We start from the raw sequence: 14,978 nt of genomic DNA on the forward strand, positions 1-14,978 counted from the left end.
TATTAAGCTTATTTTTTTACTCGTAACTGTTTATGAACATTTTTTTCATTTAATAAAATAAAAAACAAACACACGGCAAGAATTAAGAAAATCGTACCTGAACCTAAAAATCCATTCGCGTATGAAGGAATATCTGCAGCTGCGACACTCCCATTAATTTTCATTCCTAAAAAAGAAATCCCTATACCGTCCCCTTCTATTTCCGATAGAGATCTGACGTTCATTCCAGTCATTAACAAAGCAACACCTAACAATGAGAAAGCAACACCCATGACCCATCTCATAGTTACACCTCTGTTTGAAGTAAATTTTGCAACTGCTTAAATGCTGGACTTAGTTCACTCCATACATCAAACATATTCCCATCAGGATCAAAGAATACAAAATTCTTACCCTGGTGGCCGCGGTCTTCTATTTCTCCTGTTCGTACACCAGATTTGTATAATTCCTTTTGTAAGGAATAAAGGCTTTCCATACCATCCACTTCAAAAGTTAAACAAAATCTCACATTTCCTTTTTGATCTCTGAAATTAGATGTTTCTTTTTCTGGAGACTTTACGAGGAAGAAACTTTGATTTGCTAGATTTAAAATCACTTTTTCATCGTCTTGATAGTTAATTTCCGCACTTAACTTGTCTGAATACCAAATAGCCGACTTCTTTGGATCACGAACCGGCAAGTAAGTTGTTCCAACACGTAAAAGTTTTTGATTCATAGCTATTCACCTCAAATTTCTGTTCTTTTAAATTCTTTGTTTGGAAGGAAAATCCTTCTATCGACACGATTTTGTAATATATCCCAATAGGAAAGATATGGAGAATGATAGAATGCATGAAATAGAGAAAAGGAGGAATTCAGTATGACGAAAGATTATCAAAGCAAACATTTTACACTTGAAAAAGTTAGAGATGGTATTTACGGCGCTATTGCAAAAGACGGGGGCGGCGCTGTAGGAAATGCCGGATTCATCGATTTAGGTGATCAAACCATTATTTTTGATACGTTCAACACTCCACAAGCTGCTCTGGATCTTAAAAACATGGCTGAAGAGCTGACAAATCGTCCTATTACTTGGGTTGTTAACAGTCACTACCATGGTGATCACATACGCGGGAATCAAGTCTTTTCATCTAGTCATATTCTTGCGAGTGAAACAACATTCACCGAGATGAAAGAAAATCATCCTGCCCGAATTGAAAAACAAAAACTAGATCTAGCTGGTTTAGAAGGTCATATTAAAAAACTGAAACAGCAATATGAAGAAACGAAAGACCAAGAATTAAAATTTGAAATTAGCTTTTTGGAAGAAATTGCGATTTCACTGCCTGGGTTGCAATTAACGCTCCCACAATATACCTTTGAAGAATCTTTTACAATTTATGGTTCAAAACGAACAGCAAAAATATACACAATGGGCGGTGCACATTCTTATTGTGATTCTTTTCTGTATATACCTGAAGATCGTGTTATTTTTACGGGTGATTTATTAGTGATTGATACACATCCTGCTCTTTTCGAAGAATCGGACGTTGACAACTGGCTGCGGATATTAAATCAATTTGATACGTGGGATATTGATGCAGCGATACCTGGTCATGGTCCTGTCGGCTCAAAATCAGATTTTCATCTAATCAGTCAATACTTAGAAGACATTCGCGAAATCGCTGGAAATACTGAATCTATTGAAAGCATCGAAATTCCTCTTGCATATCGTCATTGGTCGTTTTCTAGTTTATTTAGAAACAACGTGCAAAATCTTAAAAAATTAATAAAAACAAACTAACATCGAGGAATCAGATTTGTTTTTATAAAATTGAATATAAATAGAAAAGGTTGACTCTAAAGACAGCATAATTGCGCGATTTAGAGTCATCCTTTTTTGTTAGGAAATAAACATTGATTTTTCAGTAACAAAAATTAAAAAGACGAGTTACTCCAGAGTGAAATGGAGTAACTCGTCAAAGCAATTTCCTCAAAACAATAGTGGGGAATAAATTGTTAGGGGTCAGTCCCCCTTTGAATTTAATGCTCTTTGAGCCAATGCGCTGATGACCATGTCATCCATCGGTGGATTGTGAAGGCCTGCTCTCACGTCTCGAAAGTGTCTCTGCAATGGACTAGACATCGCTAAGCTTCTCGCTCCGACAATACGCATCGCCAGATCTACTACTTTTGCCGCACTGTTTGTAGCTACATGTTTTACGGCCATAAGAGATGGCCCCATTTCCATTCGCGTTTCCGGTTCGTTCACCCATTTGGCAGCCACAGAATACATCAACTCTCGTGCCTTAAACAACTCTAGCTCCATCTCGCCAATTTTGCGCTGTACTTCAGGAACTTCACCTATTGGACCTGGTAAACTATTTGGTTTGTACGTTTTCGCGAAATGAACGGCTTCATTTCTGGCAGCAATTGCAATTCCTAGGTAGCATGCCGGAATATGGAGCAGCCATGCTTTAGGCAGTCCTGATATTCCTCGTTCTTCCTCTACGAGCGCTTCTTTTCTCACCCTTACATTTTCCAACACAAGATCATCACTCCGCGTACCTCGCATCGCGACCGTATCCCACGTTTCTTCAATTTTAATACCGGTTTGTTTCATATCAATTAAGAAATTCCCTTTTTTACCTGAATTACCGATTTGAGCAGAAACGATGGCATAATCCAATGCTGGTGCCATTGATGTAAATGTCTTTGTTCCATTGATGATCCAGTCTGCTCCATCTTCTGTTGCTTTTGTTTGCGGCATCCCTCCGCGAGTTGGACTGCCTGTAGCAGGTTCTGTTGCAGCACGGTTTAGAAGTGCTTGATTCTGAACCACCTTTTCACATAAAGAACGAAAAGCCTTTTCATCCCAAGTTCGTTCTTCCGCCAACTCCAAAAGCCCTCCAAGGTGCCATCCCAAACATAATGCTGTTGCTGCATCACCTTGAGCAATCCTTTCCTGGAGAAGGACAAATTCATACAAATTCAATCCCTCCCCGCCATACTCTTTAGGAATCGTCAGCGAGACATAACCTACTTGTTTTAGTTCGTCCACATTCTTAAACGGAAAGCTGCCTTCCCTGTCATATTGATCTGCGCGTTCTGAAAATTGTTGCGCTAGTTTATCAATCTTTTCAAACCAATCTCTTTGCATTTTTGTTTTTATATACATCTCATATAAATAAGTCATGTTAAGAAAATCCCTCCATAAAAAAACAGATCAGAATAATATGTTTTAAAGTATAGTGTATGTCCTTTTCTTTCAAAACGGCAAGGTATATGACCTATGCTTTTCACCTTATTTTCCCCTTTGACTTCTTCCTGACACAATTTTTTTTACACAAACGGCAAAGTAATCCATAAAAAATATATCTCGCCTCCTCTTTTTCATGAAAATTAAATTTCTTAAAAATTATTTTCATTTTCCTCTTCTTGACATTGGGCTGACATCTTTGTTGGTTAAATTAAATGTACAAGGTTCAAACAGACAAGAACCTTCTATACAAACAATCTAGGAGGAAACATTTTTATGAAAAGATCAGTTATAGGCTTTACGATTGCAGGGGCATTATTAGTCGGAGGTTATGCAACTACTTCCCTGGCAGCAACCAATGATACTGCGAGCAAGTCATCTGCTGAAAAACCAAAATGGGAAATGAAAGGAAAAGGACCTGGACACCATGGTGGCTTTTTCCGCGGAAATTCAGATGAACTGCTGAAACAAGCAAAAAGTTTAGGCATCAGCACAAGCGGCAAAGACGCAGAAACATTGATGAAAGAAATGCGTGATGCACAAATCAAAAAAGAAGCGAAAGAATTAGGCATCAAAACTTCTGGCAAGACAATCGATAAGTTAGCTGAAGAAGTCCTGCTCGTACAGCTGCAGAAAAAAGCGAAAGCACTTGGCATCTCTACAACGAATAAGGATACTCAAACGCTTCATGATGACATCCACCTAGCCCAACTTAAGAAAGAAGCGAAAGCACTTGGCGTTACTACAGATGGCAAAGATGCTCAAACATTAAGACAAGATATTCAGACCGCTTCCCTTAACAAAAAAGCAAAAGAATTAGGTGTAAAAACAGATGGAAAAGATCTTCAAACCTTACAGCAAGAAGTGTTCACAGCATCCATAACGAAAGAAGCGAAAAAACTAAACATTACAGTAGACGGAAAAGACATTAGAGAAGTAGCGCAAGAAGTGATGAAGGCTAAAGTTAAAGCAGAAGCAAAAAAATTGAACATCACGATTGATGGAAAAATGATTCCTGAAATCGCACAAGAAGTTCAAGAGAAAAAAGTGAAGAATCTAGCAAAAGAACTAGGAATCTCAACTACAGACAAAACAAACCGCGAGTTGATAGAAGCGATTGAAAACAAAAATCCAGACAAATTGAAAGAACTTCAGGGTGACGACACTTTCATCGGATTTGGAGGCAAAGGCGGATTTGGACAAGGTGGTCGTCATGGTGGAGGAATGCATCATGGTGGCGGAAAATTTGACGGGAATGGTCCGATGAATGGTGATCGTCCAATGAATGGAGAAAATCCCTCCGCTAGCGGAAGCGAAATGTAATTTAACGGTTTATCTCCGGTCTATTTTGCCGGAGATTTTTCTTGTATCATTAGAATATCAGAGAAACGGAGGGGCGGAACTTGAAGAAAATAATGGTAGTGGAAGATGAAGAAACGATATCAAGGGTATTATCGGTTTATCTCAAACATGAGGGGCATGAAGTATTGCAGGCATTTGATGGTGAAAGTGCTTTAATGATGTTCAACGATCTTGCACCGCATCTTGTTTTACTTGATGTGATGCTTCCAGACAGAGACGGCTGGAGTGTCCTTCAAGAGATTCGCCAGATCAGTTCTTGCCCTGTCATCATGCTTACTGCTCTAGGGGACATCGATTACCGCTTGAAGGGATTAAATCAAGGAGCTGATGATTATATAACTAAGCCTTTTATTGGTGAAGAAGTGGTCGCGCGAATCAATGCGGTACTGCGGCGCTCTGCTCATGTACTCGAAACTGAAAATACGAAACAATATGGAAGTCTTAGCATTCATTTAGATTCACATGCTGTTAAAATAAACGGAGAAACGGTCGTTTTAACACCTAAAGACCTCTCCCTGCTCATTTTTTTAGCAACGAGACCAAACCGTACGTTCACACGGGATAATTTAATCGAAAATGTATGGGGATTGGATTATGACGGAAGTGATCGAGCTGTCGATTTGGCAATAAAACGAATACGGCAGGCACTCGCCAGCTGGCCAGTTTCACAAGGTGAAATCCGTACACTTCGAGGATTGGGGTATCAGTTCGGTGTTTATGAAAAATAAGAAGCGAACAACTCTTTTAAGATATTGGACAACGAGATATCTTATAACCTTATTCGCAGGATTGTTTATATTAGCTGCAGGCTCATTATGGTGGATCAGACATACAACTCTGGAAAACCGTTTGAATATTATGGAATACTTGGCCGTTGAAACAGCAGATCGAATCGCCCATTCTGACCGAAATGATGATTTCGGCATGTTTAACCGAAGGCTTGAAGAACGAGCGAGTGTCCTTCAAATGGAAAAACAACCTGAGCTTTTTATAACTGATCTTGAAGGAAATGTTCTGAATAAGCGTCCACCAAGAAAAGGACGGTTGCCTGATAACGAGCCCTTTCACGAACTGCAGGTAATCCCATCAGGCATACTTAAAAATGACAAATCCGTACAAAAAATAGAGATGGCTGGGGCTAGTATTTATTCTGTTAAAAAACCTGTAATCTACGATAACAATCAAGCAGGATGGGTAGTCGTCATGCAGGACGCTTCCGATTTAGCTGACATCAATCAAGAATACCGTTTATTGATCATACTTTTACTTGGTCTAGGACTTTTAGGTTGGGCTGTCATCTATCTTCTTTCCAAAAAGATCGTAAAACCGATTCAAGATGTCGCTCATGCCGCTTCGCAAATAAAAGAAGGAAATTATGAGGTCCAGCTGCAAACAGACGCAAAAGAACAGGAATTATATGAATTATTATCTTCTTTTAAAGAAATGACTAACCGTTTAACACAGCTCGAAAAACTTCGTGCAGAATTACTGGCTGGTGTCACACACGATTTAAAAACACCTGTCACATCGATCAGCGGTCTCGTCCAAGCCGTTAAAGATGGAATCGTTACAGGAGACGAACAAAAAGAATTTCTGGATATAACACTAAAGGAAGTCCATCGCCTCCAAACAATGATTGAAGATCTACTAAACTTTAATTCTCTCTCTGCCGGTGCATTCACGATCCGAAATGAAAAATGCAACATGAATAAACTTGTTGAGGATATCGTACATCAGTGGAAAATCACTTTGAATGATGAGATAGACTTGGATGTGGAAGTTCCTGTCGAGCCAATTTTTAAAGAAACGGATCCCCTACGCTTGCAGCAGATCTTGATCAATCTATTAAACAACTCTTACCAAGCTTTAGGTGAACAACGCTCTATCACCGTCTCATTAACAGAGCACTCAATTGATGTTAAAGATACCGGATCAGGAATTCCAGAAAAAGAACAATCATATGTATTTGAAAGGTTCTTTCGCGGAGAAATGAAAAAACTAAAAGTACGCGGGCTCGGATTAGGATTACCGTTCAGCAAAATGCTGGCAAAGGCAATGGGAACAGATTTAATTTTAAAGAAAAGCTCAATACAAGGAACCACTTTCTCAATTGTTTGGGAAAGGAAAAGCAGAATATAAATAATTAATAAAACAAATTGACAAGAACACTTGTTCGTATTATTCTATAGTTAGGTTAGATTTTCCAACGACTAACCTCCCCACCAGCAGACCGGCCTACCCAGCCGGTCGTTTCTTATTGGTTTCAACTTATCCATATAATCTTTTAATTTGTGTCGTACCTTTCCATGATTAATCTGTGTACTATTAACATTCAATAGGAGATATCATGATTCGAATACTTGCAGCTGACCACCAAAATAACCTTTTGATAGATCCACCGATTGAGGAATTGCGCAATAAAAAGATAAAATGGTAAACAAGAATTAATAAAGGAAAAGTGTTTTTTCTTTCAGATCTATATAAAAAGACAAACCTGTCAAAAAGGCTTGTCTCTCAATTGAATTTTTTTATTTATGCTGTAGCAATACTTTATTGTTTGTAAGCCAGTTTTCAATTTCATCAAATAAATGTAACGAATTTATTGTTACCGGTGATCTTGGAATGTGATCTATAATTTGGATTATAATTTCCTCTACGCTCTTTGCTTCAATCAAATGCACGTAATCAGGAATAAATGAATTTAGAGCATTGTAATATTGTTTGTGAGGTTCTACTATTTCAAGATTCTGTTCAAAATTACCTCGTTTTCTTGTAACATCATTTTCTTTACGATGGATTAAATTATTTTTGTCTGTGTAAAGATAGAAGTACTTATCAGGAAATCCGATATTTTTTTCCTTTATCTCATTACGATAAAATTCAGCTATAAAGCTTAAATCTAGATCAAATAATTTAAAATCAAAACACCAGTTATAGCTTAAGGGCTGAAAAATATCACCGTCAAGAAGAACAGTTTCATATGTTTTAAGTTTTTCTTGAGCGATCAGCCAGCGATCAACTTGACGTTCCAAATACCAAGTTTTCGACTCTGATTTTGGACGTTCAAATAAAAGGTTAACTTCCGGAATTACATATGTATTAGTACGTTTAGCCAATTCATTAGATGTTGTAGTTTTTCCAACTGCACTTGCCCCTTCAAAACAAATTAATGACATACTATCACCCCAATGTATATTTTTAAAAAATTTCACAAAAAAAGCTTCTACAAACAAGTATTGGCTGCAGAAACTTTTTCTTTTAAACAATTAAAAATCCAGACGCTGTCTCTTCGTCCACAGCCAGATTCCTGTGACAATGTGAATGGCTAATACAACGAATACTGCTCCATAATGATCTGTCATCCAGCTCACCAAAAACACAATCGGCAATGCGAGAAGTAAACTAACAATTATCAAAACCCATGATGTTCGTGCGAGGGCTACCAGATATAAGATAACGGGCAAAAAGACAAAAAACCAAAACAAAACAGTTTGAATTCCAGACATAACTTCCCCTCCGCTTTTCATTATATAAGGGGTTCGTTACTTTCTCCACTTTTTTTAGGCTATAATGCCGCTGGTATTTTTTCACTCGCTTCACTTACAGCTCGTCTTTCATTATCTTTCCTCACAAGGGCAGGTATCGTTATGGTATAGAACAAGCCAACAATTACCAATATGCCTCCAACAATATAATACAGGCTTTCGATGGTCAAAAAATTAGGGTATAAAGCTGCAATTAGGACTAAGGTTAACGATTGCAGCAGCATTTGAACAGGATTGATCCACCCCTGCACACGACCCATCATCTTCGGGTCAACGACCTTTGGAATCCAGCCTCCAAAACCAACATTGGCGAGCGGTAAGACAAATCCACAGAACCCACAAAGTATAAAAAAGCTCCATACGCTGTTAGATAATGCAATCGAACAAATTGAAATGCCCATCAGCAGGATTCCAAGGATGACAGTAACATATGACTTAATATTCTTTGCTATGAGAGTAGCAACAACACTGCCGATCATCACCGCCACACCAAATACGACCCCTAAGTAGATCAGCATTTGTTCATAGGTATCCGGTGCTAATTTATATTTTAAAATAAAAACCCACATTACTGAGAAACCGCCATTTACTATTCCGAACATTGAAGCTCCTGCAATGATGAACAACAATAACTTGTAGCCAGTAATGTATTTAAAACCGAGCTTATAATCATTCATCACGATTTGAAACTTTAATTCTTTTAAGCGATGCGATCCATTCGGAATTCTCGCTTTCTCGGGCATGCTGCATGATGTGATTATTACAGCTGCAACGATATATGTTAATGCATCAATCAATATACTTCCATATATCCCAAATGACCAATAAAGATAGACTGAGATCAAGTTGCCAAATAACATAAACACAGCTTGGACCATTTGCGTAAGCCCTGACGAAGTCGCATATTCATCATCTTTTAAAATTCCTTGAATCAATCCATACATCGCCGGATTAAAAAACTTATTGATAGCAGTACCGATAAACAATAAGCCAAAAGTGGCATAAATCCAATCCATGTAAACCGTTCCGAGCATCATGATGCATAGAACCCCGTTGATCCAGTTACAGTTCACTACAATTTTCTGCCGATCAAGACGATCTGCAAAAACACCGATAAACAAAAAAACTGTGAGCATCGGCAATGCGTACATTAATTCAACAACAGATGCATATGCAGGCTGATCGCTGAATCTGTCCAACAAGTAAAGCATAAAACTCGTGATAGCAATAACACTCCCAAGCTGCGAGATCGTGTTGCCAATGAAAAGCTTAGTAAATGCACGATTTTTGAAGATATCTGCAAACACTTTCACAATAGAAAAACTCCTTTTTATACTGGGATTTTCTCAGTTGCTGCCGATTCTTTTTCTGCATCCGTTGCTTCTTTTTCATATTTCGGCAACGTCATCATATAAAAGATACCTACGATAACCAGTGAACCGCCCACTACATAAAATAAGGACTCAACGGTTAAAATCTTTGGGAAGAACATCCCTATTAACATGAGAGTAACTGTTTGTGACAGCATCATTAATGGTGTAATCCAGCCTTGCACCCGTCCCATCATTTTTGGGTCTACAATTTTAGGCAGCCACCCGCCGATCCCGATGTTTACTAGCGGAATTGACAGACCGGTAATAGCTGTAATTCCTAAGAACACCCACACATTTTCAGCTAAGGCACATGCCCCAAGACTAAGGCCACCTCCAAATAGCCCCAAGATGATTGCCGTGGAAAGCTTTATCTTTTTGGCAATCATTGAACAAAGCACACTTCCAATAAGTACCGAGATCCCAAACACAATACCCATCCACATCATCATTTGTTCATAATTATTTGGTGACAATTTGTATTTCATAATAAAGGCCGGCATTACCGACAATCCGCCATTTACCACTCCGAACATGAAAAAACCAAGAATCAGGGAGAGCAATAATTTTGAGTTTTTTATATAAACAAAGCCACCTGCAAAGTCTTTCCATACCATTTTGATATTGATATCTTTAAACTTATGATTTCCATTCGGCAAACGAACATCTTCTTTAATTTTCATGCTCGTGATCAACCATGCAGAGATAATGTATGTAATGAGATCAAATGCAATCGCGCCTTGAATACCAACGGACCAATAAATAAAAATAGCAATCATATTTCCAAACAGCATGAACATACTTCCTACCATTTGATTGAGCCCTGCTGAAATGGCATATTCGTCTTTCGATAAAATCCCTTGTACCATCGCCTGATCCGCCGGGAAAAAGAACTTTCCGACTGCGCTTCGCAAGAATAGAATCGCAAAAACGAGCGGCATCCAATCCAGCCAGATCGCACCCATGAGCGCCACACAAAGAGCAGCACAGAGCCAATCACAATATAAAGCGATTTTCTGACGGTCCATTCGGTCTGCCAATACTCCAACAATAAAGAAGACAGCGAGCGTTGGCAGTGAATACATCAGTTCTGCCATTGTGGCATATATAGGCTGTTCACCAAATTTATCAAGCAAATAAAACATAAACGCTGTCACACCAATGATGCTGCCCATCGTAGAAGTAAATCCTGCAAAAAACAGTTTACTGAAATTGCGGTTCTGAAATATTTTCATAAAATCCTTCATAACTAACCCCCGATTGTACGAACTTCCACACTACACTTACCATTTTCTACCTAATTCCAACTTTTGTAAATGTTTTTTTAGGTTGAACTTTCGGCATTATGACGATACTCTAGACAGAGAGCAAAATAGAGAGGATACTGACATGATTCATTTATTTTCACATAATGATTTAGATGGAAAATCTTGCGGCTATTTGGCCCAGCTGGCTTTTGGAGACAACTGCAAAATATCGTATTGTTCTCATGGAACGATTAACGACCGCGTTGAGCAGCTGTTAGATAATCCAAAAGAAAGAAAAACGGAAATTATCATTACAGATATTGCTGTAAACGAAGACTTGATGATGCGTCTTGATGAAAGATCAAACGCTGGAGGCAAGGTAAAACTTATTGATCACCATGCAACAGCTTTACACTTCAACGGCTTTGACTGGGGGCACGTACAAGTTCGTTATGACGACGATCGCCTAACGTGTGCTACTTCTCTTTTCTATGAATATTTAGTAGAAAACGGAAAATTAAAACAAACTGGTGCACTTCAAGAGTATGTTGAACTTGTAAGACTTTATGACACTTGGGAATGGTTTGATGAAAAGATCGAAGCAAAACGCTTGAATGATCTATTCTTTATCCTCCCTCCAGATCAATTTGAAGAACGCATCATGGAACGGCTTAAAGGTAATAGCTTTGAGTTTTCCGAAACGGAAACAACCATTCTTGAACTAGAAGAAGCGAACATCTCGGACTACATCAAGAAAAAACAGCGTCAAATGGTTGAAATCTGGGATACGTGGGTCTTAGGTGAAGGATCTGAGGAGAAAACTTACAAGATTGGTGTTTTACATGCTGAACGTTACCATTCTGAACTTGGTAATGAAATCAATCGCGAAAACCCACATCTGGATCTAATCGTTATTCTTAACATTGCAAATAAGCGAATCGGATTACGTACGATACATGACGAAGTGGATTGCTCCATTTATGCAAAACAATATGGCGGTGGCGGACACCCTAAAGCATCTGGCGGAATGATAACTCCAGAAGCTTTTGAAAAATTTGTTGTCGCTGCTTTCAAAGAGCAAGCCCGCAGAATCGATCCACCGAAGAACGAACAAAACGTAAAAGAAAATCCGGATGGCAGTTTATATGTGAACAAATATCAAGATGTTTCAAAGATTTATTCTGAAGACGGCGAAACGTGGTTGATTACGCATAAAACACATCCAGTAGAAGAAAAATTTGATAGCTTCAAGGCGGCAGAAAATTATGTGAAACGCCACTTTGAAGGCTGGCTCATGCGTGATGATGAGGCAAGTAATCACTAATACTGAAAAACGCTCAGACACATTGGTCTGGGCGTTTTTAATTTTTCCTACTTTTATGTATTTTCACTTAAAATCAATAATCGAGATGTTTAATACTCTTTTGTTCTTTTTTTTCTTTTTGTTCTTTTGGTTCATTTATTCCCTTAATTGCATCAACTATCATGAATGTGCAGCCCGTAATCACCGCACATAAATATAATATCAGTACAGTAAGAATCACCTCACCATTTATTTCACCGAATAAGCCACCTACAGAAAAAAGCAAAATAATACCACCGAGAAAAACAAGCCATGCTGGACCGAAGTACTTCATTTTGTTCAAACTCCTATCATTAATGTCCTAAGTTTTAAAAAATCAATCACTTTACGATTCACTTCAGATGAACCTTTACCAATCCAGATCAGATGACCCCATGTATTTAAAATGTCTAGCTGTGCATTCGGAATATTTTCTTGAGCATATTTGGCATGCTTTATCGGAACGGCGGAATCATTTTTGCTATGCATGATTAGAACTGGTCTCTTAATGGCGTTTAGGTGTGAATGCTTTATTTGTTTTGTTTGTTTGATATCAATTAAAAATCCTGAGCCAGAACGCTGGCGATTATTCATTTTACGAAATGCATCAAGGTCATCATCGCTTATATGATTCCAAATTTCACTCCCTCTCATTTGACTAAATGAAGAGAGCATTTGCTTGAAGATAAATCTCGGAAACTGATTACTCATAAAACCAATCAGCTTCCACACATGTTTTTCGGTACTCGGACGAAATAACAAGTGAGCTGCCTTGTATTCTTTATCCCTTGGTGTAAGCCACTCTTTTGTAACTGCTGATTGAAGAACTAAACTTTTTACCCGCTCCGGATAAGAAGCTGCAAGGTGCAATCCGCTCGGCCCTCCAGCAGAAATCGCAATCACATGAACCTGATCAATACCTAATTGGTCCAATAATTTTATATATGCATTACTTGCCGTATCTAAGTCTTTTCCCCATTCTGAAGAAGTTTTTCCGTAACCCGGCCTCGATGGAGTGATTAACTGATAACCAGCTTCTATTAATTCTGCATAACCAAATTCCTCATAACAATTGGAATGGCCTCCATGGAAAATAAGGATAGGCGCGCCTTGCCCAACAATTGAATATTCAAGTATCTTACCTTCGATATATAAAAATTCTATATGTCTCACTTTACACCCGTACTTTCTGCATACTATTATCTTTATTTCGATATTTGTAAACAAATTCCTTTTTTGCTCTTAAACACAAAACGCCCGTGCAACATTCTGCACCGGGCGCTTTTTTATCATATAAGTTTTAATATCTTGGTGTTCTTTCACTGATCCGTTCTGTCAGGATATAACGGTACTGAGCGGTTCGGAATAGTTTGGCCTCAAGTGCGTATTTCGATTGGGGTAAAATCAGGTTTGCGGTGTTTTTAAAGTGGACGCTGCACGTGTCGGAGTCTACCGATTCAATACGCTGGACGTGAGATTGAGACAGCCAGATACATGATTCATTTTTGGGAGATTCTACGGGAAAAAAGAATATGCCAAGCTCGAGGTTAATCATTATAGGGGACAAACTAACATAACCCATGGAGCGGCGAACGGCTTCACGCCTGCCTTCATAACTGGAACCGAAAAACAAACAGCTTTCGTTGATGATTTTAATTGGACTAACTTCAATCCTTTCATTTTTTTCAGTTTCGAGCACTTCAGTATTTACATCGCCATACTCGTTATAAAAAGGTAAAAGGGCCATTGTGCTCGTATCAATTTCGTAGGAACTGAGAAGTACGTTTTTTTCCATTCATTCATCCTCCTTATTTTTCCTTGCGTTTTTACACAACCCTCCTTTCAAAATGAAAGAATCTAAATACTTTAATCATCCAATAGGTAAATTATACTGACTATTCTGACAATAATCTAGGTATTTTTACAATAATTTCAAATCTATTAAAAATAAGTACATATTTTACTGAATTTGGTTTCGGGTTCATCCATTAGTGGTATACATAACAGGGCGAAATAGGACTTGAGATTTTCGACCTATTTTTCGGATTACAAACTTAAGCAAAAAAGGCGGTTGAAAAATGGCAAAAGGTGATCTGCTGATCATTGGCGGTAATGAAGACAAAAGCGAAAACAAATTAATTCTGTCGAGGTTCGCAGCTTTATGCAGAAACCGTCAAGGTCCGATCGGAATCTTGACAACAGCAACTGGTTTACCTGAAGAAGTTGGCGGCGAATATGAAAGACTATTTAAATCATTACATGGAACAAAGCCTATCCTTTTCCATTTAGATTCCCGTGAAAAAGCGGAAGATCCAGCACTCCCGGAACAACTCTCTTCCCTGTCTGGATTATTCATGACCGGCGGAGACCAGTTGAGACTGACGAGTATTCTCGGAGGAACCTCCTTTTATAAACACCTTCACAAACAATGGAACAACGGATTGATTATCGGCGGAACGAGTGCCGGTGCTGCAGTCATGAGCAGATTGATGATTATTTCTTCTAAGCTTTATGAAAAAGAGGATATTTCTGTTTTGGAGATGGGCTCAGGCTTTGGCTTTTTAGAAGACGTTATTATAGATCAGCATTTTTCTCAACGAGATCGTTTTAGCCGGCTAATGCGGGCCATCGCGTTAAATCCCCAGATCATTGGCATCGGTATCGATGAAAACACGGCCATTTGGGTACATAATGATGGTGAACAATTTGAAGTAATCGGCGAATATAACGTAAGCATATTTGATGGAAAGACTTCCACTTACATTGATATTGCTGAAAACAAAGGGAACATGACCATATCCGATATCCGTTTCCATACGCTGGGTGCGGGCGCGGTTTTCAATTTACACACACGAGAATTGATCATCTCTTAAG

At 38.5% G+C, this 14,978-nt stretch carries 16 protein-coding genes; 6 read left to right on the forward strand and 10 right to left on the reverse strand.

All coding sequences use genetic code 11. From position 1 onward, the window contains the following. Positions 1-8 precede the first annotated feature (8 nt). Both RGB74_RS13185 and RGB74_RS13190 read right to left on the reverse strand, forming a co-directional pair. On the reverse strand, positions 9-284 hold the full coding sequence (locus tag RGB74_RS13185) for a hypothetical protein (RefSeq protein ID WP_310759763.1): 276 nt from the start codon (positions 282-284) through the stop codon (positions 9-11). 2 nt (positions 285-286) lie between these two features. Further along, a complete protein-coding gene (locus RGB74_RS13190; protein WP_310759764.1) occupies positions 287-715 on the reverse strand; it encodes a VOC family protein in 429 nt (142 codons plus the stop codon). A 144-nt stretch (positions 716-859) separates the two neighbouring features. Here RGB74_RS13190 and RGB74_RS13195 point away from each other — a divergent pair, with 144 nt between their 5' ends. Beyond that, a complete protein-coding gene (locus tag RGB74_RS13195) occupies positions 860-1,783 on the forward strand; it encodes an MBL fold metallo-hydrolase (RefSeq protein ID WP_310759765.1) in 924 nt (307 codons plus the stop codon). 222 nt (positions 1,784-2,005) lie between these two features. On the opposite strand, the gene RGB74_RS13200 is transcribed toward RGB74_RS13195, so the two are convergent. Continuing rightward, positions 2,006-3,175 (reverse strand): acyl-CoA dehydrogenase family protein, encoded by a 1,170-nt coding sequence (locus tag RGB74_RS13200; RefSeq protein WP_310759766.1) that lies wholly within the window; start codon positions 3,173-3,175, stop codon positions 2,006-2,008. Positions 3,176-3,514: 339 nt separating this feature from the next. Between RGB74_RS13200 and RGB74_RS13205 the strand changes: the two genes are divergently transcribed. From RGB74_RS13205 to RGB74_RS13215, 3 genes are all read left to right on the forward strand, one after another. Then, a complete protein-coding gene (locus tag RGB74_RS13205; protein WP_310759767.1) occupies positions 3,515-4,561 on the forward strand; it encodes a hypothetical protein in 1,047 nt (348 codons plus the stop codon). Positions 4,562-4,641: 80 nt separating this feature from the next. Further along, entirely contained in the window at positions 4,642-5,328 is a 687-nt protein-coding gene (locus tag RGB74_RS13210) for a response regulator transcription factor (RefSeq protein WP_310759768.1), read from the forward strand. Further along, positions 5,318-6,739: a sensor histidine kinase gene (locus tag RGB74_RS13215; protein WP_310762876.1), complete on the forward strand. Its 1,422-nt coding sequence runs from the start codon at positions 5,318-5,320 to the stop codon at positions 6,737-6,739. The genes RGB74_RS13210 and RGB74_RS13215 overlap by 11 nt, the downstream gene beginning before the upstream one ends. A 389-nt stretch (positions 6,740-7,128) precedes the next feature. Here RGB74_RS13215 and RGB74_RS13220 read toward each other — a convergent pair whose 3' ends face one another. The 4 genes from RGB74_RS13220 to RGB74_RS13235 are packed head-to-tail and all read right to left on the reverse strand — an operon-like array spanning position 7,129 to position 10,762. After that, positions 7,129-7,812, reverse strand: coding sequence for a DEAD/DEAH box helicase family protein (locus RGB74_RS13220; RefSeq protein ID WP_310759769.1), 684 nt, complete (start codon positions 7,810-7,812; stop codon positions 7,129-7,131). Positions 7,813-7,866: 54 nt separating this feature from the next. Beyond that, complete coding sequence (locus tag RGB74_RS13225) at positions 7,867-8,106, reverse strand: hypothetical protein (RefSeq protein WP_310759770.1); 240 nt, start codon at positions 8,104-8,106, stop codon at positions 7,867-7,869. A 59-nt stretch (positions 8,107-8,165) separates the two neighbouring features. Then, positions 8,166-9,458, reverse strand: a complete 1,293-nt coding sequence (locus tag RGB74_RS13230) for an MFS transporter (RefSeq protein WP_310759771.1) — start codon at positions 9,456-9,458, stop codon at positions 8,166-8,168. A 17-nt stretch (positions 9,459-9,475) separates the two neighbouring features. Further along, the gene (locus RGB74_RS13235; protein ID WP_310759772.1) at positions 9,476-10,762 is read right to left on the reverse strand and encodes an MFS transporter; all 1,287 of its coding nucleotides are present in this window, start codon (positions 10,760-10,762) and stop codon (positions 9,476-9,478) included. A 142-nt stretch (positions 10,763-10,904) separates the two neighbouring features. Here RGB74_RS13235 and RGB74_RS13240 point away from each other — a divergent pair, with 142 nt between their 5' ends. Then, entirely contained in the window at positions 10,905-12,086 is a 1,182-nt protein-coding gene (locus RGB74_RS13240) for a DHH family phosphoesterase (RefSeq protein WP_310759773.1), read from the forward strand. Between the two features lie 73 nt (positions 12,087-12,159). On the opposite strand, the gene RGB74_RS13245 is transcribed toward RGB74_RS13240, so the two are convergent. The 3 genes from RGB74_RS13245 to RGB74_RS13255 all read right to left on the reverse strand — a co-directional run bounded on the left by RGB74_RS13245 (position 12,160) and on the right by RGB74_RS13255 (position 13,899). Continuing rightward, complete coding sequence (locus RGB74_RS13245; RefSeq protein WP_310759774.1) at positions 12,160-12,399, reverse strand: hypothetical protein; 240 nt, start codon at positions 12,397-12,399, stop codon at positions 12,160-12,162. Positions 12,400-12,404: 5 nt separating this feature from the next. After that, entirely contained in the window at positions 12,405-13,277 is an 873-nt protein-coding gene (locus tag RGB74_RS13250) for an alpha/beta fold hydrolase (RefSeq protein WP_310759775.1), read from the reverse strand. Between the two features lie 127 nt (positions 13,278-13,404). Next, positions 13,405-13,899, reverse strand: coding sequence for a competence protein ComK (locus RGB74_RS13255; RefSeq protein WP_310759776.1), 495 nt, complete (start codon positions 13,897-13,899; stop codon positions 13,405-13,407). 283 nt (positions 13,900-14,182) lie between these two features. On the opposite strand from RGB74_RS13255, the gene RGB74_RS13260 reads away from it, so the two are divergent. Continuing rightward, positions 14,183-14,977, forward strand: a complete 795-nt coding sequence (locus RGB74_RS13260) for a cyanophycinase (protein ID WP_310759777.1) — start codon at positions 14,183-14,185, stop codon at positions 14,975-14,977. Position 14,978 lies beyond the last annotated feature (1 nt).

The sequence above is a fragment of the Bacillus sp. NEB1478 genome (assembly GCF_031582965.1).
Classification (GTDB): Bacteria; Bacillota; Bacilli; order Bacillales; family Fictibacillaceae; genus Fictibacillus.

What these genes read in the sequence shown, in the direction of transcription:
- RGB74_RS13240 (WP_310759773.1), top strand. Translation starts at nt 10,905, where the DNA reads ATGATTCATTTATTTTCACATAATGATTTAGATGGAAAATCTTGCGGC.
- RGB74_RS13255 (WP_310759776.1), bottom strand. Translation starts at nt 13,899, where the DNA reads ATGGAAAAAAACGTACTTCTCAGTTCCTACGAAATTGATACGAGCACA.
- RGB74_RS13225 (WP_310759770.1), bottom strand. Translation starts at nt 8,106, where the DNA reads ATGTCTGGAATTCAAACTGTTTTGTTTTGGTTTTTTGTCTTTTTGCCC.
- RGB74_RS13260 (WP_310759777.1), top strand. Translation starts at nt 14,183, where the DNA reads ATGGCAAAAGGTGATCTGCTGATCATTGGCGGTAATGAAGACAAAAGC.
- RGB74_RS13235 (WP_310759772.1), bottom strand. Translation starts at nt 10,762, where the DNA reads ATGAAGGATTTTATGAAAATATTTCAGAACCGCAATTTCAGTAAACTG.
- RGB74_RS13215 (WP_310762876.1), top strand. Translation starts at nt 5,318, where the DNA reads ATGAAAAATAAGAAGCGAACAACTCTTTTAAGATATTGGACAACGAGA.
- RGB74_RS13190 (WP_310759764.1), bottom strand. Translation starts at nt 715, where the DNA reads ATGAATCAAAAACTTTTACGTGTTGGAACAACTTACTTGCCGGTTCGT.
- RGB74_RS13195 (WP_310759765.1), top strand. Translation starts at nt 860, where the DNA reads ATGACGAAAGATTATCAAAGCAAACATTTTACACTTGAAAAAGTTAGA.
- RGB74_RS13185 (WP_310759763.1), bottom strand. Translation starts at nt 284, where the DNA reads ATGAGATGGGTCATGGGTGTTGCTTTCTCATTGTTAGGTGTTGCTTTG.
- RGB74_RS13200 (WP_310759766.1), bottom strand. Translation starts at nt 3,175, where the DNA reads ATGACTTATTTATATGAGATGTATATAAAAACAAAAATGCAAAGAGAT.
- RGB74_RS13245 (WP_310759774.1), bottom strand. Translation starts at nt 12,399, where the DNA reads ATGAAGTACTTCGGTCCAGCATGGCTTGTTTTTCTCGGTGGTATTATT.
- RGB74_RS13205 (WP_310759767.1), top strand. Translation starts at nt 3,515, where the DNA reads ATGAAAAGATCAGTTATAGGCTTTACGATTGCAGGGGCATTATTAGTC.